Raw genomic sequence first — 16,652 nt, 5'->3', positions numbered from 1 at the left:
GTTCAATGCTTTCCGGCCTTGGAACAAGCGCTCAAGGAGTCGGTACGCTTCGAAGAGTTTAGCACGACTTCGGGGAATATAATGATATGGGACCTGACATCTATCAAACCCAGATAGTGGGTCTGGAAATTCTCGCTGTGCCGGAAAGAATTGTCAAGCTACTGCCGCTATAATCTCCTGCTTTCAAAAAGCACTCCGAAAGCATACCGATGAACGATTTGCTTATGGCACTCACGCTTGGCATACTCGAGGGCGCGACTGAGTTTTTGCCGATCTCTTCCACCGGCCATTTGATCGTGGCGCAGGCGTTGTTGGCGCGCACGAGCGAAGCGGACAAGACCTTTGCGATCGCGATCCAATTGGGGGCGATTCTCGCGGTCTGCTGGCACTACCGCGGGAAAATCGCCGCGGTCCTCACCGGGTTGATGCACCGCGACGCCCCGGCCGTTCGGTTGGTCGTCAATCTCATCGTCGCGTTCTTGCCCGCTGCGGTGGTAGGGTTGCTGGCGGGCAAAGCGATCAAAGCGCACCTCTTTTCGCCGAGCGTGGTCGCAACCATGTTGGCGTTGGGTGGGGTGGCGATCCTCCTCGTCGAGCGGTTCCGCCCCACACCGCGGATTGCGTGTGTCGAGGAGATGACCTGGATTGATGCGCTCAAAGTGGGGTGTGCGCAGTGCTTGGCGCTCATTCCCGGAACAAGCCGCTCGGGCGCGACGATCTTAGGGGGGCTTCTTTTTGGCCTTTCCCGCACCGCTGTGACCGAATTCTCTTTTTTTCTGGCGATTCCCACGATGTTCGCTGCAACGCTCTACACCCTGGCCAAAGATTGGCACGCGCTGACGGTCACGAACCTGCACGAGATCGCGGTCGGGTTCGTTGCGGCGTTTGTGGCCGGGTTGATCGCGGTGCGCTGGTTGTTGGCGTATATCAGCCGCCATTCGTTCGCGCTCTTTGCTTGGTACCGGATTGCGCTCGCGGCAGTGGTGTGGTGGGTTCTGGTTCGCTAGGAATGGAGCAATTGTGAATGGCGAAAGCGTGCGTTTTTCGATGCGTATGATCGGTAGGTTATCTGTCCCTGGCCATTGCGAGGGATCAGTGAAGGGGGAAACGAATGCGTCACGTTGAGAAAACAATCGAGCATCTGCTTTTTGCGTCACGTTGGCTGCTCGCCCCAGTCTATCTTGGGCTGGTGGGGGCGCTTCTGGTGATGCTCTACAAGTTCGCGAAGCAGGGGTGGGAAATGGTGATCGCTCTGCCCACTGCCAGCTCATCCGAGGTGATCGTCGGGGTGTTGTCACTCGTCGACGCGGCGCTTGTGATGAACCTGATCCTCATCATCATCTTCAGTGGCTATGAAAATTTCGTTTCGAAGATGGAAGATCTCCATAGCCACGAAGATCGTCCCGATTGGATGGGCCATATCGGCTTTGCCGATATCAAGATCAAACTGATCGGTTCGATCGTCGCGATCTCGGCGATCGAGCTCCTGAAGTCGTTTCTCAACGTCCACAACATCGAAGACCGGGTCCTTTGGTGGCAAACGGGGCTTCATCTGGTTTTTGTCTTTTCTGCCCTTTTGTATGCGGTCATGGATCGGGTTCAGCGCGGTGGAGGAAGCGGTCACTGAGTGGTTGAAACCGTGTCGTACGCGGCTTTGGGGGTTGGCTTGGTTTGCTGATGCAGTCGTTCCCGCCAGCGTCGGAGCCAGAGCGGAAATTGCGCTGGCGAACGGAGGTAGGCGGTGCGCATCTTGTTGGCGAGTTTTAGCCAGCGATCTGCTTCAATTGAAGCGAGCGTTCGCAGCGGTTGCCGTGAAGGCGCCGGCTGATGCGAGGCAAAAAGCGTTGCGGTGAGGTTCCTCACCCATTGCCGCCGCAATCCATCGGTAAGCGCAAAGTGTAGCGCAGTGAGGAGCCCGGCGTCATGCTCGGCCAGGCGGGGATAGACGCTGAGCGCGTCGGCAACGAGATCGCGCACCGTGCGCAGCACCACTTCGTTGGCGCGATCGCCAGCAGCAGCGACCATCTGCGGCCACTCAGTAGGTAGTCGCTCTTCTGCCTGGTGTTCGCCAATTTCATGCCAAACCAGCAGCGTCGCGGCATCCTCAGTGAGCGTTTCCAGGCGACATCCGTTGTCTTCCAAACGGTAGCATTGAAAGACCAGCGCCCGGTCTTTGGGCAACGCCTCTTGTTGGCTGCGCCAAAGTTCCCACTTCTCCCAGAGCATTCGGGTAAGCGCGTCGCGGCGAATCACGATTCGCCCTTCGCGGTAAAGGGCTGGCAATAGCGACAGATCGCGTGCGTACTCGCGGCCGAGGTGCCAACACTCGATTCCAGCGCAGACCGTTTTCTGCTTGAGCTCAGCAAGCGCAAAGTGTGGTTTGCCAAAACGACCGATCCCCGCAGTGTACACAAAGCCAATAGGAAGGAGTAGCGCGTTGAGGCCTTCCTCGTCGAACGGGTCAAACGTTCGTTCCTGCCAGATAAGCGGTTTGAGCTCCTCTGCTTCAAGAGGTTCCCACGTACGTTCTTGTTCGCGGATCCATCGGGCTACTTCGCGGTGCGGAAGCGGTGCGCCCAGCGGGATTTCGTGCGCCCACCGGTAGTATTCGCGCATCTGCAAAAGATAGGTGCATAGCGTTTGGTTGCGCGCATATTGCGCATCGGCAATGGCGCAATTGCGTTGGATTTGGTTGATGAGATGGTCAAAGTGATATGGGACGTTCACCGAAAGTCACCAGATAAGGGATGAGATCAAGAAAAGGGTGGGGGCGCTCGGCAGAGTGTCGAAAAAAGAGAGCGACCTGCTCGGCAACCGGAGTATCGACAGACGCTTTGCTTTCGAGCCATTGCCGAAGCGCCACTAGCGCACCACATTGTAGGCGCAGCGCTTGGCGGTGGGTGAGTTTTTTGGATGGCGGGGGAAGTTTGAGGACAAGCACGGCAGAAACGCGAACTGCTTTGAGAAAACGAAAGCACAGCTCATGGTGTGCTTCGTGGCGACAGAGGCGAATCTGTCGTTCGGCTAGGAGCGCGTAGTCGCTGTAGGGGCAGTGCCCGCACCCCTCATCGAGCGCTTGAGCAAACGGGCATTGACGGGGTTGCAACCTTTGTACGACGGCGCGGAAGCTGTGTTCGTCTAAGTGGCTCATGGTTTTATGCAACGCGTTGCTTCCTCTCTGATTGTAGAAAGAGCAGTCTTGCGGTCGTGACGCTCCAAAGAGCTACTCCAAGGGGGTGCATCTTGTGCGAGAATAATTAATCTCAGACGAGGGGAGTGCAGCATGAGCGCAGTTCTCGACCTCTACGACCGCTTACGTCACGCGCCAGACGAAGAGACGCGGGCCCGAGTCATTGCCGAAGCGTTTGATCTCCTGGAGTCGCGTTATCCCCATCTCGACTATCTGGTTACCGTTCGTCACCTCTCAGAAACCGAACTCAGGCTCACCAAAGAGATCGAACAGGTACGCGCGAATCTCACCAAAGAGATCGAACAGGTTCGGGGAGAGGTGAAGGCGATTGAACTCAAGCTCACCAAGGAGATCGAGCAGGTACGCGCGGATCTCACCAAAGAGATCGAGGGGGTTCGTGCTCAGGTGGCAATCACCGCTGCCGAGACCCGCTCGTCGATTCTGAAGTGGAGTTTTCTCTTCTGGCTGAGTCAATTTGGCGCGGTGATGCTGCTTCTGTGGCGGCTCTGGCCGCACGGTTAGCGGTAGCGCGGGTTTTCCCGATAAACGGTTTGGGGCTACTTACGCACCCAACCGCTCCAATACCCGAGTCAGCGCTTGGATGATCGCGTTTTGCCGTTCGGGACGGTCGAGTCCTGGGCCGCTGACGACGAACGCGTCTTCGATGCGTTCGCCGGCCGTGTGGATGCGGGCAAGTTCAATAGAAACGTTCCAATGCGCGAGCGCGGTGACGATCGCCAGCAGCGTTCCCGGTCGATCGAGCGCGATCACGGTAAGGACGAACCGCTTGCCGCTTTCATCAGGGGTAATCGTCACTTGCGGCGGAAAACCGAAGTGGCGGACAAGCCGGGGGAGCCGGCGTTGGCAGCGCGGCGGTTCGGGGAGCGTGGGGGTGGGTTGGTCCAGCGCGGCGCTCAGTTCATATTCCAAGAGGTTGAGCGTCTCACGGGTAGGGCGGTCGGGCGGGAAGTCGAGGACGAAGGTGTCGAGCGCCCACCCGTCAGGTGTGGTGTAGATCCGCGCCTCCCAGACATCGGCATCCAGGCAGTAGAAGACTTCCAATAACCGCGCCAACAAGAACGGGGCATCCGGGGCGAAAACCATCACCTGGACCCCGCTGCCGTCAGGTAGGAGGCGGGCGCGAACTACCGGTTTGCCGGTTTGATGACGCCAGTAGAGGACCCGTGTGTGCCACGCGATGGTCTCGGCGTGGTGGCGAAGGAAATAGTCTTGGCCTACCCGGCGCCAGAACGCGGTCTCCTCGCCTGGGCGAATGCCGTGGAAGCGCAGGATCGCGCGGGCGCGTTCTTGCCGTTCGTGGAGCGGTTCGCCGCGCCGAAGCGCCTCAACCGCGTTCGCCGGGTGCTGCTGGAGCCATTGCCGGGTGGCGTGGAAGAGATCGGCAAGTAGGCGCGCTTTCCAAGGAGTCCACACTTTGGCGCTGGTGCCGCGAATGTCGGCGTGGGTGAGGAGATAGAGCGCGATCAGTCGCCGTTCGTCGCCCACCAGCGTCGCGAAACGCGCGATGGTTTCCGGATCGGTGATGTCCTCTTTCTGCGCGATTCGGCTCATCGTCAGGTGTTCTTGCACCAGCCAGGCAACGAGGTCGACCGCTTCGGGGTCGATCGGGTGGATGCTGAGAAACGCACGCGCCGCTTCGGCGCCGATCGTGCTGTGGTCACCGCCGCGTCCTTTGCCAATGTCGTGAAAGATTGCAGCCAGATAGAGCAGCCACGGTTCCCCGAATTCGCTCATCAGCGCGCTCATTTCGGGGTATTCGTGCGCGTGCTCCTCCATCGTGAAACGGCGCAGGTTCCGGATCACCATCAGGGTATGCAGATCGACGGTGTATTCGTGGTAGAGGTCGTACTGCATCTGGCAGACGATGCGCCGCCACGCCGGCAGGTAGCGGGAAAGGATCCCAAACTGGTTCATGCGCCGCGTCTCATGGACGATGCCGCGGGGTTGTTTGAGAATCTCAAGAAAAAGGTGTTGGTGACGGGGCACCCGGTGGTATTCCGGGGTGATACGGTCGCGCTCGGCCCAAAGCCGTCGGGCCGCCCGTGCAGTAAGGCCGGTGAGTTCGGGGTGTTGCGCCATGCGGAGGAAGAGCGTGAGAAACGCTTCGGGATGGTCGGCAAAGATCCCGTCGCGGACCAGATCGAGTCGGTTGCCGCGACGCACGAAGTAGTCATCGATCGGTTCGGCCGATTCCGTTTCGGAAGGGGATAGGCGTTCGGAAAACGCGGCCATCAGCACGGTATTGAGCTGCAGTACGATTTTTGCGTTCAGATAGTATTGCCGCATGAAGCGTTCGGCGGGGCGTTGCTCGCCTTGCGCGCGAATGCCGAATTGGGCTGCCAATGCGTTTTGGTAGTCAAAAAGCAGCCGATCTTCCCGCCGTTTCGCCAAAAGGTGGAGCGCGATGCGCACCCGTGCCAGGAAGCGGTGCCTTCGGTCGAGTTCGCGGGCTTCTTCTGTCAGCAACAGTCCCGCTTTCGCTAGGGCCGCCCAACGTCCACGATACCCCAATGCTTGGGCGATCCACAGAAGTAGATCCAAATCGCGCTGCCCACCTGGGTGCTCCTTGACGTTGGGTTCCAGGGTATAAGGGGAAAGCCAACGACTGTGACGGCGCTCTTGTTCGGCTGCCTTGGCGCGGTAAAACGCGGCCGGGTCGAGCGCACGACGCAACGCGGCAAGAAAATCGTTGGCGAGTGCGACCGCGCCCGCTACCCGCCGCCCCTCAAGCATGTTCGTCTGGACGGTGATGTCCTCTTGCGCAAGGGTGAGCGCTTCCGTTGGGGTGCGCACGCTCATGCCCACCTCGAGCCCGATATCCCACAACGCCGCGACGAACGCTTGCGCGCGCGCTTCGTCCGCCCCTTGCAACGGCGCGGGGACCAAAAGCATCAAGTCGATGTCGCTCATCGGGTAGAGCGCGCGCCGCCCGTAACCCCCTACCGCCAAGATGCTGGCGCCACGGGGAAGCGGAACAGCCCGGGTGAGCGCAACGAGTGTGGTATCCACCAACCGGGCGTGGCGATGGAGGTATTGCAAAGGGGTTAGGGTTCCATCCGCGAATTGTGCCGCGAGCTGCGCACGGCCCTCGGCCAGGCGGGTGGCGATCGCGGACAAGTGGGGAGAGACCGACGGGGACATCGCGAACAAGTCCGAAGCTAGCCGATGAATCCGTCACCGAAACGGTCGCGGACGATTTCGGGTGGTTTCGGACAGCCTGCCGAGGTGGTGAGTACCTCAACGCCCGTTTCCGTGACCAGAACCGTATGTTCCCATTGCGCAGAGAGGCTGCGGTCTTTGGTGACCACCGTCCAACCGTCGGCGAGCACCGAGGTGGCCGCTTTGCCGGCGTTGATCATCGGTTCGATGGTAAACGTCATTCCCGGGACGAGTTCGATGCCCGTTCCCGGTTTGCCGTAATGGAGTACCTGTGGTTCTTCGTGAAAGCGCCGACCGATCCCATGGCCACAATATTCCCGCACCACCGAGTAGCCGTGGTGGTGGGCGTGGCGTTCGATCGCCGCGCCGATGTCACCGAGCCGTGCGCCAGGGCGGACCGCCGCAATCCCCAACCACAGGCATTCGTAGGTTACCTGGACGAGCCGCCGCGCCAAAATCGACGGTTTGTTGCCGACGACGAACATCCGGCTGGTGTCGCCGTACCAACCGTCTTTCTGTACGGTGATGTCGAGGTTGACGATATCCCCCTCTTTGAGCGGTTTTTCGTTGGGAATCCCGTGGCAGACGACGTGATTGACCGAGGTGCAGATCGCATTGGGGAAGGGGTTCGGACTTCCCGGTGGGTAGTTGAGCGGCGCTGCGACCGCTTGTTGCATGTCTTCGATGTAGCGGTGGCACAGGCGGTCGAGTTCCGCGGTGGTCACGCCGGGTTGAACGAACGGCGTGATGTAGTCGAGCACCTCGGAGGCAAGGCGACAGGCAACGCGCATCGCTTCGATCTCTTCAGGGGTTTTGATGTCGATGGCCATGGGGTTCGCGCTCCGTTGGGGGAGAGGGTCTCGGTTACTCCGTTTCCGCGGCGGAAGGTTTCGTGCCGCTCACGCCTTGCTTCAGCGCGGCTTCGATGAACGGGTCGAGGTCGCCGTCGAGTACCGCTTGGGTGTTGCCGATCTCGACCCCGGTGCGCAGATCCTTGATGCGGGATTGGTCGAGCACATAGGAGCGGATCTGGTGGCCCCAGCCGATATCGCTCTTCGACTCTTCCAGCGCCTGCTGTTGCTCGCGCCGTTTGCGCAGTTCCAATTCATAGAGGCGCGACTTGAGCATCGCCATCGCCGCGGCTTTGTTTTTGTGTTGCGAACGGTCGTTCTGGCACTGGACGACGATACCGGTTGGGATGTGGGTGATGCGTACCGCCGAATCGGTCCGGTTCACGTGCTGTCCCCCGGCACCCGACGCGCGGTAGGTGTCGATCCGCAGATCGGCAGGGTTGATCTCGACTTCGATTTTGTCGTCGACCTCGGGGTAGACGAAGACCGAGGCGAAACTGGTGTGGCGGCGCGCATTCGCGTCGAACGGGCTCTTGCGGACCAGGCGGTGAATCCCCGTTTCGGTGCGCAAATACCCGTATGCATGATCCCCACTCACCTTCACCGTCGCGCTTTTGATCCCCGCGACTTCGCCTTCCGATTCTTCGAGGATTTCGGTTTCGAACCCTTTTTGCTCGCAGTAACGCAGGTACATGCGCAGCAACATCGACGCCCAGTCCTGCGCTTCGGTGCCACCGGCGCCCGCTTGGATCTCGATGAAGCAGTTGTTCGGATCCATCGGGTCGTTGAACATCCGGCGCAGCTCCAGCTTGGCGATCGCGTCGTCGAGGCGCTTGGCATCGTCACGGATCGAAGTCAGAGTGGCTTCGTCCGCTTCTTCGCGCGCCAGTTCCAGGAGTTCGAGCAGGCTCTTGGCCTCGTCTGCCGTGGTTTCGAGCGGTTCGATCAGCGCTTCCAGTTGTCGTTTTTGCTTGCCGAGCGCCTGCGCTTTTTCGGGATCGTTCCAAACTTCCGGGTCTTGCAGCGCCAGGTCGGTCTCTTCGAGTTGCCGCTTCAGGTCGGCGTAGTCAAAGATACCTCCGGAGTTCGTCGTTACGCTCCAGGATCGAGCGCAGTTGTCCTTCGATCGCGTTGATTTCTTGCGGATCCATCATCGTTTGCTTTCTCCATCTGTGCTACGTGATTAGTGTGCAATTATCCCAGATTCGGCGCATCGGACGGTGCAACGGTTTCGATGTGCAGCCGCAGACGTTGGTTTCCGCCCCAACGGTCGACGTTGAGTTGGTATGCTGCGGTAAAGTGCGGCGGTAGGGGATCGCGGTGGCGAAAGAGGATCGCAGCAAGGGGCGTTGATACGCGATCCGTGCGTCGGAGGCGCAATTGGAGGTGGGCATCCCCGACCAACCTCTGTTCCAGCAACTGGAACGGGTCGAGGAAAAGTGGAGCGGGAAAGCCGTGTCCCCAGACGCCTGCGGCCAACTGTTCCGCAGTCTCCAGCGTCAGCGCGTCACACGCCAAGGAACCATCGGTGGTCACCGTGCGCGGGTCGAGCCCTTCCGGCGCCAACGTAGCTGCGGCTGCCTCGAACGCATTGGCGAAGCGATCGAGGTCAATGGCGCGCAACGTCACCCCAGCGGCCATTGCGTGGCCGCCAAAGGTGATGAGCAGCTCGGGTTCGCGCTTGCTGATCCAGTCGAGCGCGTCGCGGAGGTGCAGCCCTGGGACGCTGCGCCCTGACCCTTTCACCAGCCCGTCTTCGTGCGGCGCGAACGCGAATACCGGTTTGTGGTAACGCTCCTTGATGCGGCCGGCGACGATGCCGATCACCCCTTGGTGCCATTCGGGGTGAAAGAGCGTCAACGTCTGTTTTTCGTGCAGCGGCTCGCCGTCGAGGAGTGCCAACGCTTCGTCTTTCATCTTCGCTTCGATGCTCTGCCGCGTCCGGTTGATCTGGTCGAGCATTGTGGCCAATTGCTGCGCCCGAATGGGGTCGTCGGTGATCAGGCATTCGACGCCGACGGTCATCTCTTGTAGGCGCCCAGCGGCATTGACACGCGGCGCGATGAAAAAGCCAAGGTCTTGCGTCGTTGCCGTCCGGGGGTCGCGTCGCGCGGCGTGAAAGAGCGCCGCGATTCCGGGGCTAATCCGTCCGGCGCGAATCCGTGCCAACCCCTGCGCGACCAGGATGCGGTTGGTATGTTCGAGCGGAACGACGTCGGCTACGGTGCCGAGCGCGACCAGATCGAGCCATTGGGCGAGATTGGGTTCGGGACGGTGGGCGCCGAACCAGCCGCGCGCGCGCAGCGCGCTGCGCAGTGCCATCATCACGTAGAGGATCACGCCCACCCCGGCGATGGTTTTGCTGGGGAAAGGACAGCCGGGTTGGTTGGGGTTGACGATCGCGCTCGCTGCAGGGAGCGACGCGCCCGGGAGGTGGTGGTCGGTGATCACGACCTCGATGCCGCGTTGCAGAGCAGCGGCTACCCCTTCGTGGCTGGCGATGCCATTGTCGACGGTGATGAGGAGGTTGGGCGAAAAGCGTTGCGCGGCGATTTCGACGATGCGCGGGGTGAGGCCGTAGCCATCGGTGAAGCGATTCGGAATCAGATAGTTCACCCGTGCGCCCATCGCCCTGAGCGCGCGAACCGCGAGCGCCGTCGCGGTTGCCCCGTCACAGTCGTAGTCGCCGACGATGACGAGCCGCGCACCCGCTTCGATTGCGTCGGCAAGAAGGGTCGCCGCCGCGTCGGTTCCTTTGAGCGCTTCGGGTGGGGGGAGCGCCGAGAGTTCGGTGCTGAGTTCCCTTGGGTCTGAAACGCCACGCGCTGCATAGAGCCGCGCGGTGAGTGGATCGGCGCCGGCTTGTTGCAGGCGGTGGACGACGCGAGCGGGGGCGGTGCGGATCTGGAAGCGATGGGGCGTCATCATGCGCAGCAACGGTTGAGCAGTTCCAGCGATAGCGGTTTGGCAAACCGGCGCCACCAAACGGGGGTGGCGGTGATGCTAGCTCGTGTCGCGGCCAGGTGAATCGCCCGTGGTGGTCGCGGAAAACGGGAAAACCAGTGGGTCTCCACATTCGAAAGCGCGCGTTGCCAAGCATGCCAATCGAGGCGTCGTGCCGCTTCGGCCAGGGCGTCGAGGATGACGAGATCAGGACGGCACGCGGATGCGGCGGGCCAAGTGCGATGGCAGGTAAAGGGAATGCGCTGCGCTGCTAACCAACCCAACAGAATCGGATCGGCGTCGTCATTGACGAACACGTGCAGTGGCTGGGAACGCGGTTTCGCAGAGTTCGGTGGCGTAACGGAATGGTTGCCCCAGAGCCACAGCGCGTTGATCGGCGGAAGTCCTTGCTGCTCGCGTGCGCGGTTGATCGGGTGGTTGGCAAGAAAGACCTGCCATTCGTTCATGCGGCGCAGCCACGCGCGGGCGTGGGCACCGTGCGGCAGCACTTCGGCGTAGGGGCGGCTCGATGCCTCGGCAAGCGGGGTGAACGTGGTGTTCGCGCATGCGTCGGAGGGAATTCCCGTCAGGTACCAGCGGGTTGGGGTTACCACAACCAGCGTTGCCTGCGGCCATTCGGTACGGATGAGCGCGGTGAGTTCGGTGGCAAGTCGCTCGGCTTCTTCCTGCTGCGGCGCGGTTTCTCCTAGCTCGGTGACGACCAGGTGGTCACGCGCTAGGTAGAGGTGGACGGGATCGGCACAGAGGATCGTTCCGCTTTCGGCCAAAGAGGGTAGGTTGGTGCCCGCACGGTCGAGCGCTTCGCCCCGCCAGCGCAGTTCTGCCGTTGTGTGCGCTGGGGCACCGATGCGCTCGGCGACGATTTCTTGATACGATCGCGCGTGCGGCGTGCGGACGCTTTTCCCCAGCCAGCGCGCCAAGGTCGGGTGGCTTTCGATGGGGGCAAACGCCGTGGCGTTGGGGTTGGGCCAGAGCGCCCCGGGTAGAATCAGCTCCATAGGTGTAATGGTACCGGAAAGGAGAACGCTTTGCCGTTCGAGTGGTGGATCGGTTGGCGGTACGTGCGCCGCCAGCGGCACGGAAAAGGGGGGTTCGTTTCGTTCATTGCGCTTGCGTCGATGTTGGGGATGACGCTGGGGGTTGCGGCGCTCATCGTGGTGCTTTCGGTGATGAATGGGTTCCAGGAGGAGTTGCGGGCACGCATCTTGGGGGTTGCCGCGCATCTCGAAGTGACCGGTAGCGGCGGCATGCTCGCAGCGTGGCAGCCTGTCGCGCAGCAGTTGCGCGCCGATCCGGAGGTGGTCGCGACTGCCCCTTTCGTCGCTGGGCAGGCGTTGGCGACCCACGGCGGCGTGGCGCACGGGGTGATGGTGCGCGGCGTTTTGCCCGAGCAAGAGGCGCAGGTGGGGGCATGGCAGAAGTTCGTGAAGGCGGGGTCACTCGATACGCTCACACCAGGCGCGTTTCATGCGGCGATTGGCATCGACTTGGCTCGCCAGTTGGGAATCGATCTTGGAGATTCGCTGGTTTTGATCGCGCCCGATGCAATGCTTGGGCCAACCGGGCTGCAGCCACGAATGCGCGCGTTTCGTGTCGCGGCGATTTTCGATTCCGGGATGTATGAGTTCGATTCCGGGTTGGTGTTGCTGTCGCTTGCCGATGCCCAAGCCTTTTTCCGGATGGGGGATGCGGTGACTGGAATTCGGATTCGGCTCACCGATCCGCTTGCCGCGCCGCGCAAGGTTCGAGAATGGGCACCGAAGTTGCCAGCAGGGCTATGGCTTAGCGATTGGACCAGCCGCCATGCCAATTTCTTCCGCGCGGTTCAATTGGAGAAGACGATGATGACGTTGATTCTCTTTCTGATCGTCGCGGTGGCGGCGTTCAACTTGGTGTCGACGCTGGTGATGAGCGTGCAGGATAAGCATGCCGATATCGCGATTCTGCGCACAATCGGGGCCGCTCCGGTTTCGATTTTGGCAATTTTCGTCGTTCAGGGCGCGGCGATTGGCGTGATCGGTCTTTCAGCAGGCACTGTGCTGGGGTTGTGGTTGGCGCACCACGTCTCCGAAGTGGTGGCTTTTTTGGAAGCGGTGACCGGTGCGACGTTGTGGAACAAAGAGGTCTATTTCATCAGCGACTTACCGTCCAAGGTGCTCGCGAGTGACGTGGCGTTGGTGGTGGGGGTTTCGTTTGCGCTTACCCTGCTGGCGACGCTCTACCCCAGTTGGCGCGCCGCGCACGTCCAACCTGCGGAGGCGTTGCGCCATGAGTGAAGCGGTTTTGATCGCGCACGGGTTGACCAAGCGCTACCAGGACGCGGGCACTGCGGTGACCGTGCTTTCCGGGGTCGATTTGACCGTACGCCGTGGGGAGTCGGTGGCGGTCGTTGGGGTTTCTGGCTCGGGGAAAAGCACGTTGCTGCACCTGTTGGCTGGGCTCGATACCCCGACAGCAGGCGAAGTGGTGTTGTTGGGGGCGCGCATCCACACGCTATCTGAGCGCGCGAAGGGGCGCTTGCGCAACCAGGCGCTTGGCTTCGTCTATCAGTTCCACCACCTGTTGCCGGAATTCACGGCGCTCGAGAACGTCATGATGCCGCTTTTGATCCGGCGTGAAGCGCGCGAGTCGGCAGAACGGAGCGCACGCGCGCTGCTGGCTACCGTTGGGTTGGCCGACCGTGCGCACCACCGTCCCGCTCAGCTTTCCGGCGGTGAGCGCCAGCGGGTGGCGATTGCGCGCGCGTTGGTGACGCAACCGGTGTGTGTGTTGGCCGACGAACCGACTGGGAACCTCGACCGCGGCAACGCCGAACAGGTGTTTGCGTTGTTGCAAGCGGCTGCACGCGAGCGCAGCGCCGCGCTCGTCGTGGTGACCCACGACGAAACCCTGGCGGCGCGGCTCGATCGCACTTGCCATCTGATGGGGGGGAAACTGATTGAACGGGGCTAATCGAGAAACGCGCTGATTTCGTCGATCTGGTCGCGATCGAGCAGCGCCGGTGCGTGGCCCACACCGGGAATTTCGACGAGTCGCGCCCGCGGGCCGCGGCGCGTCATCGCTTCGGCCACATCCCGCGTCAAGAGGTCTGATTCCGCTCCACGCACGAGCACCGTCGGGCAGCGAATCGCATCGTAGAGCTCCCACATCGCCACATCTTGTGCAGGAAACGCGATGCGAAACGGAACGGCGATTCCCGGGTCATAGCGCAACACCCAGCGTCCGTCCGGTTCCTGACGGACCGCGTGCCATGTCAAATGGCGCCACTGGGGTTCGCTGAGGGGGCCAAACGGGGCAAAGATGGTCTGCATGTAGCGAACGGCGTCATCGAACGTTGCAAAGTGGGGCTCGGTTCCGAGATACGAGCCGATCCGTTGCAACGACGCCCGCGGCAACACAGCGCCAACGTCGTTCAACACCAGTTTTGCGATCGGTGAAATGGGTTGCGCTGCGATCGCCATTGCAATCAACCCGCCCATCGAAGTACCCACCCAGTAAAGTTTCTGGGGCTGGATTTTCTGAATGAGCGTAGTGAGGTCGCTTGCGTAGCGTGGGATTGCGTATTCGCTCTTGTTGGGGAGCCAGTCCGAAAGTCCGCGTCCAACCACGTCGGGACAGATCACCCGATAGCGGCGGCTCAAATGGGCCGCAAGCGCGTCGAAATCACGCCCGGTTCGCGTCAAACCATGAACGCACAAGACGACTTCGGGATTGTCGGGCGCGCCCCATTCGTAGTAGATCATGCGGTGCGTGCCAGCGGTATTGGAGCAGTTCACCCAATCGATGCGCGGCGGATGGGGAAGCGTTTGGGGTTCGGGTATGGGTGCCTCTTGTCCCGTCGTGCGTGGGGGATTTGCCAACGTCGATGCGGTCTCCTGCTCCGGGTGCGCGGAGCGACCCCCTGGGGCGAAAAGGGCTTGCAGCCGTTGCCAAAAGCGCATGGTGATTCTCCTTTGTTTGTTGGATTTTCATTACGGAATGCCGGAACCACACGATTTGGGTCACCGTGTGCGGTGCTCGCCACATTCAGCAAAGGCCGGGAAGGGGCGATGCCAGTAGCGCCCATTCTTGCCGCGGGCGGTGTCCACTGCGATCGTGTTGCCGTTTGCCGGCAGTGTCAAGGTGAGCGCGCCGTCGCGGTCGGTGCGCAGTATCGTCGCGCCCTGCGTGCGCCAGCGCTCCAAGACGTCACAGCGGGGGTGGCCGAAGGGGTTGAACGCACCGACGCTCACGAGCGCATAGCGGGGGGTGAGCGTGCCAACCCACGCGGGTGACGACGAGGTGTGGCTCCCATGGTGCCCGATGACCACTATGTCGCTGCCGAACTGGGACTCCATCGCAACGAGCGTCTGCTCTTCGCGAACGCCCAAGTCGCCACTGACCAGAAAGCGGGTTCCGGCGCGGCTCGTGACGCGCAAGACACACGACGCCGCGTTGTCGCTCATCGCTTTCTGGTGCGGCGCGTCTGTTGGCCAAAGGAACGCGAACCGCACGCCATCCCACTCCCATTCAGTTCCACGGCGACACGGGCGGGCGGAAAGCGTGTTGCGAAGCGGTGCGACGTCGTCAGGCGGCAGAGTTCCGGGTGGCGCACCATACCAGACCGTGGCAATGGGAAGCGCTTGCGCTACTGCGGCAAAACCGCCCGTGTGGTCGCGGTCGAAATGGGAAAGCACGACCGCATCGAGCCGCTCGATGCCGCTTCGCTGGAGATAAGGAAGGACGAGCATGTGCCCACTGTCCCATCGGTTCGACGCTGGGCCAGCGTCGTAAAGGAGCGCATGGTGCGCGGTGGTGATGAGAATCGCTTGCCCTTGACCGACATCGAGCACGGTGATCTGTGCCGCGCCCACTTCCGGGCGTTGGGGGTTGGGGACGAAGAGCAACAGCAGCGCTGGCAGTGCCAAGAGGCGCGGCGCGATTCCCCGGGGAAGAAAGAGCGCAAGCAGCAGGAGGCTTGCGGCAACCCACCAGAGGCCAGCGGGGATTTCGGGCGCGGTCCGCACCGCTGCTGGAAGGTGGCTCGCCCAAGTGAGGAGATCGAGCGTTCGGTCGATCACCTCCGCAAAACCTTGTCCCAGAAGGGGAGCGGGAACGATCAAAAGCAGCAGCGCCAGAGGGGTTGCGGCATAGGCGATGAGCGGAATCGCGACGAAGTTGGCCACTGCGCCGAGCAGTGCGGCTTGACCGAAAAATAGGAGGGTGAGGGGGGCAAGCGCCAAGGTCAGCGCCAATTGGACGGTTACGAACGACCGGAATGCTGCCCAGAGACGTTGCCCAAAAGATCGAGAGGCCGCAGAGGGGGCATCGCCCATACGCCAGGGTGCCTCTGCGCGCCCAAGCAGGAAAAGCAGCGCGACGGCAGCGAACGAAAGCCAAAAACCGGCGTCGCCCACTGCCCAAGGATCCCAAACGAGGACCGCAAGGAGCGTTGCCGCAAGGACGCCTGAAGCGGGAAGCCGCTGCGCGTGGAGCATGGCCAAGCCTGCAAGGGTGAGCATGAGTGCCGCTCGTACCGCAGGAATGCCCAAGCCGGCGAGGAGCGCGTAACCCCAGGCTACAGCGATCGCGACCAGCCAGCCGACGCGCGGCGCAGCGATCCAAAGCGTGGCGCGGTATGCGCGTTGCCACAGGCGCGCGACGATGCCGCCCAAGAGCCACGCCACCAGCGTCACGTGCATCCCCGAAATCGCCACGAGGTGCGCGGTTCCGGTCCGTTGCACCAACTGCCACGTGGTATCGTCGAAACTCGAACGATCGCCCAGCGCCAACGCGCGCAGCCACGCCCCGTGGCGTGGGGGCAACTTCTCGAGGCGCTCTGCCAGATCAATACGCAGCCGAACCAATGCATCGGTCCAATGGGGGGCGTGCTCCAGTGGCGTGGCGCTGACGATTTTGCCCCAAGCAGCCAGTCGGAAGCGAAAAGCCCACCATTCGCTGTCGAATGCGCCCGGCTGGATGTTTGCGCGAATCGGCCGCAGCCGCACGGTTGCGTGGTACCGTTCCCCTGGCAACCAATTGCCTTGAGCCCCGCGATCCGGGAGAGTGAGGCGGACGCGGTGCGTGTTCCTGCCATCGGACAACGCCGCGACGACGGCGCGCGGTGGCCCGCCAGCCAGGGGAATCCGCTCCAAGACCGTGAGCGTGACCGGTAGCGTTCGGCTGGTGAACCACGATTCCGGTGGCGTGTCGTCAAAAAAAGAGCGACTGCGCTCAGCGGTGCTTCCCCATGCGATGAGTGCCGCGCCAACCCATAACCCCAGCCATCCCAGGCGTCCGGTGCTGCGGGCGCACGCCCCTGTTCCGTCGTGTGGCGTGAGCACTCCGCTTCGCAGCGCCCATACGACAAGAACGAAGCCCAGCGCGCACGCACCCCAGGTGAGGGATCTTGCAGGAAAAGCGGACGTTTGGTGCCATGCGACCGCGCCAACGAGAAAACCGACGGCAAGGGCGACGATCGGCATCGC

At 62.0% G+C, this 16,652-nt stretch carries 14 protein-coding genes; 5 read left to right on the top strand and 9 right to left on the bottom strand.

Translation table 11 applies throughout. The features are described 5' to 3' along the window. Positions 1-209 precede the first annotated feature (209 nt). Both KUL93_RS02725 and KUL93_RS02720 read left to right on the top strand, forming a co-directional pair. Complete coding sequence (locus KUL93_RS02725; RefSeq protein WP_217125583.1) at positions 210-1,007, top strand: undecaprenyl-diphosphate phosphatase; 798 nt, start codon at positions 210-212, stop codon at positions 1,005-1,007. Between the two features lie 104 nt (positions 1,008-1,111). Then, positions 1,112-1,627 carry a TIGR00645 family protein gene (locus KUL93_RS02720; protein ID WP_217125582.1) on the top strand — a complete coding sequence of 172 codons (516 nt, stop codon included), beginning with the start codon at positions 1,112-1,114 and terminating at the stop codon, positions 1,625-1,627. Here the strand turns inward: KUL93_RS02720 and KUL93_RS02715 are convergent. Both KUL93_RS02715 and KUL93_RS02710 read right to left on the bottom strand, forming a co-directional pair. Next, positions 1,621-2,727: an Sfum_1244 family protein gene (locus KUL93_RS02715; RefSeq protein ID WP_217125581.1), complete on the bottom strand. Its 1,107-nt coding sequence runs from the start codon at positions 2,725-2,727 to the stop codon at positions 1,621-1,623. The two genes, KUL93_RS02720 and KUL93_RS02715, sit on opposite strands and share 7 nt — an antisense overlap. Then, a complete protein-coding gene (locus KUL93_RS02710) occupies positions 2,705-3,163 on the bottom strand; it encodes a hypothetical protein (protein WP_217125580.1) in 459 nt (152 codons plus the stop codon). Before KUL93_RS02710 ends, KUL93_RS02715 begins: the two co-directional genes overlap by 23 nt. Positions 3,164-3,283: 120 nt before the next feature. Here KUL93_RS02710 and KUL93_RS02705 point away from each other — a divergent pair, with 120 nt between their 5' ends. Further along, positions 3,284-3,712, top strand: coding sequence for a hypothetical protein (locus tag KUL93_RS02705; RefSeq protein ID WP_217125579.1), 429 nt, complete (start codon positions 3,284-3,286; stop codon positions 3,710-3,712). A 39-nt stretch (positions 3,713-3,751) separates the two neighbouring features. Here KUL93_RS02705 and KUL93_RS02700 read toward each other — a convergent pair whose 3' ends face one another. The 5 genes from KUL93_RS02700 to KUL93_RS02680 form a co-directional block, all read right to left on the bottom strand. Continuing rightward, positions 3,752-6,352 carry a [protein-PII] uridylyltransferase gene (locus tag KUL93_RS02700; protein ID WP_217125578.1) on the bottom strand — a complete coding sequence of 867 codons (2,601 nt, stop codon included), beginning with the start codon at positions 6,350-6,352 and terminating at the stop codon, positions 3,752-3,754. A gap of 17 nt (positions 6,353-6,369) precedes the next feature. Beyond that, the gene (map, locus tag KUL93_RS02695) at positions 6,370-7,200 is read right to left on the bottom strand and encodes a type I methionyl aminopeptidase (protein ID WP_217125577.1); all 831 of its coding nucleotides are present in this window, start codon (positions 7,198-7,200) and stop codon (positions 6,370-6,372) included. A gap of 34 nt (positions 7,201-7,234) precedes the next feature. Beyond that, positions 7,235-8,372, bottom strand: a protein-coding gene (prfB, locus tag KUL93_RS02690) for a peptide chain release factor 2 (protein ID WP_217125588.1) whose coding sequence is annotated in 2 segments (ribosomal slippage) — positions 7,235-8,290 and positions 8,292-8,372 — 1,137 coding nt in all. Because the reading frame shifts where the segments join, the coding sequence is not laid out codon by codon here. A gap of 43 nt (positions 8,373-8,415) precedes the next feature. Beyond that, the gene (gene recJ / locus KUL93_RS02685) at positions 8,416-10,146 is read right to left on the bottom strand and encodes a single-stranded-DNA-specific exonuclease RecJ (RefSeq protein ID WP_346731623.1); all 1,731 of its coding nucleotides are present in this window, start codon (positions 10,144-10,146) and stop codon (positions 8,416-8,418) included. Then, a complete protein-coding gene (locus tag KUL93_RS02680) occupies positions 10,146-11,183 on the bottom strand; it encodes a hypothetical protein (RefSeq protein ID WP_217125575.1) in 1,038 nt (345 codons plus the stop codon). Before KUL93_RS02680 ends, recJ begins: the two co-directional genes overlap by 1 nt. 30 nt (positions 11,184-11,213) lie before the next feature. On the opposite strand from KUL93_RS02680, the gene KUL93_RS02675 reads away from it, so the two are divergent. After that, positions 11,214-12,461: a lipoprotein-releasing ABC transporter permease subunit gene (locus KUL93_RS02675; protein ID WP_217125574.1), complete on the top strand. Its 1,248-nt coding sequence runs from the start codon at positions 11,214-11,216 to the stop codon at positions 12,459-12,461. Continuing rightward, entirely contained in the window at positions 12,454-13,137 is a 684-nt protein-coding gene (lolD, locus tag KUL93_RS02670; protein ID WP_217125573.1) for a lipoprotein-releasing ABC transporter ATP-binding protein LolD, read from the top strand. The genes KUL93_RS02675 and lolD overlap by 8 nt, the downstream gene beginning before the upstream one ends. Here lolD and KUL93_RS02665 read toward each other — a convergent pair. Further along, complete coding sequence (locus KUL93_RS02665) at positions 13,134-14,126, bottom strand: alpha/beta fold hydrolase (RefSeq protein ID WP_217125572.1); 993 nt, start codon at positions 14,124-14,126, stop codon at positions 13,134-13,136. The genes lolD and KUL93_RS02665 overlap by 4 nt on opposite strands. A gap of 60 nt (positions 14,127-14,186) precedes the next feature. Further along, positions 14,187-16,649 (bottom strand): DNA internalization-related competence protein ComEC/Rec2, encoded by a 2,463-nt coding sequence (locus KUL93_RS02660; protein WP_217125571.1) that lies wholly within the window; start codon positions 16,647-16,649, stop codon positions 14,187-14,189. Positions 16,650-16,652: the final 3 nt, after the last annotated feature.

The sequence above is a fragment of the Hydrogenophilus thiooxidans genome (assembly GCF_019049855.1).
In the GTDB taxonomy this organism is placed as follows: domain Bacteria; phylum Pseudomonadota; class Gammaproteobacteria; order Burkholderiales; family Rhodocyclaceae; genus Hydrogenophilus; species Hydrogenophilus thiooxidans.
This window is presented reverse-complemented; position numbering and strand designations above follow the sequence as displayed.

Excerpts from the sequence above, each read along its gene's own strand:
- KUL93_RS02725 (WP_217125583.1), top strand. The coding sequence starts at position 210 with ATGAACGATTTGCTTATGGCACTCACGCTTGGCATACTCGAGGGCGCG.
- KUL93_RS02720 (WP_217125582.1), top strand. The coding sequence starts at position 1,112 with ATGCGTCACGTTGAGAAAACAATCGAGCATCTGCTTTTTGCGTCACGT.
- KUL93_RS02705 (WP_217125579.1), top strand. The coding sequence starts at position 3,284 with ATGAGCGCAGTTCTCGACCTCTACGACCGCTTACGTCACGCGCCAGAC.
- KUL93_RS02700 (WP_217125578.1), bottom strand. The coding sequence starts at position 6,352 with ATGTCCCCGTCGGTCTCTCCCCACTTGTCCGCGATCGCCACCCGCCTG.
- map (WP_217125577.1), bottom strand. The coding sequence starts at position 7,200 with ATGGCCATCGACATCAAAACCCCTGAAGAGATCGAAGCGATGCGCGTT.
- recJ (WP_346731623.1), bottom strand. The coding sequence starts at position 10,146 with ATGACGCCCCATCGCTTCCAGATCCGCACCGCCCCCGCTCGCGTCGTC.
- KUL93_RS02680 (WP_217125575.1), bottom strand. The coding sequence starts at position 11,183 with ATGGAGCTGATTCTACCCGGGGCGCTCTGGCCCAACCCCAACGCCACG.
- lolD (WP_217125573.1), top strand. The coding sequence starts at position 12,454 with ATGAGTGAAGCGGTTTTGATCGCGCACGGGTTGACCAAGCGCTACCAG.
- KUL93_RS02665 (WP_217125572.1), bottom strand. The coding sequence starts at position 14,126 with ATGCGCTTTTGGCAACGGCTGCAAGCCCTTTTCGCCCCAGGGGGTCGC.
- KUL93_RS02660 (WP_217125571.1), bottom strand. The coding sequence starts at position 16,649 with ATGCCGATCGTCGCCCTTGCCGTCGGTTTTCTCGTTGGCGCGGTCGCA.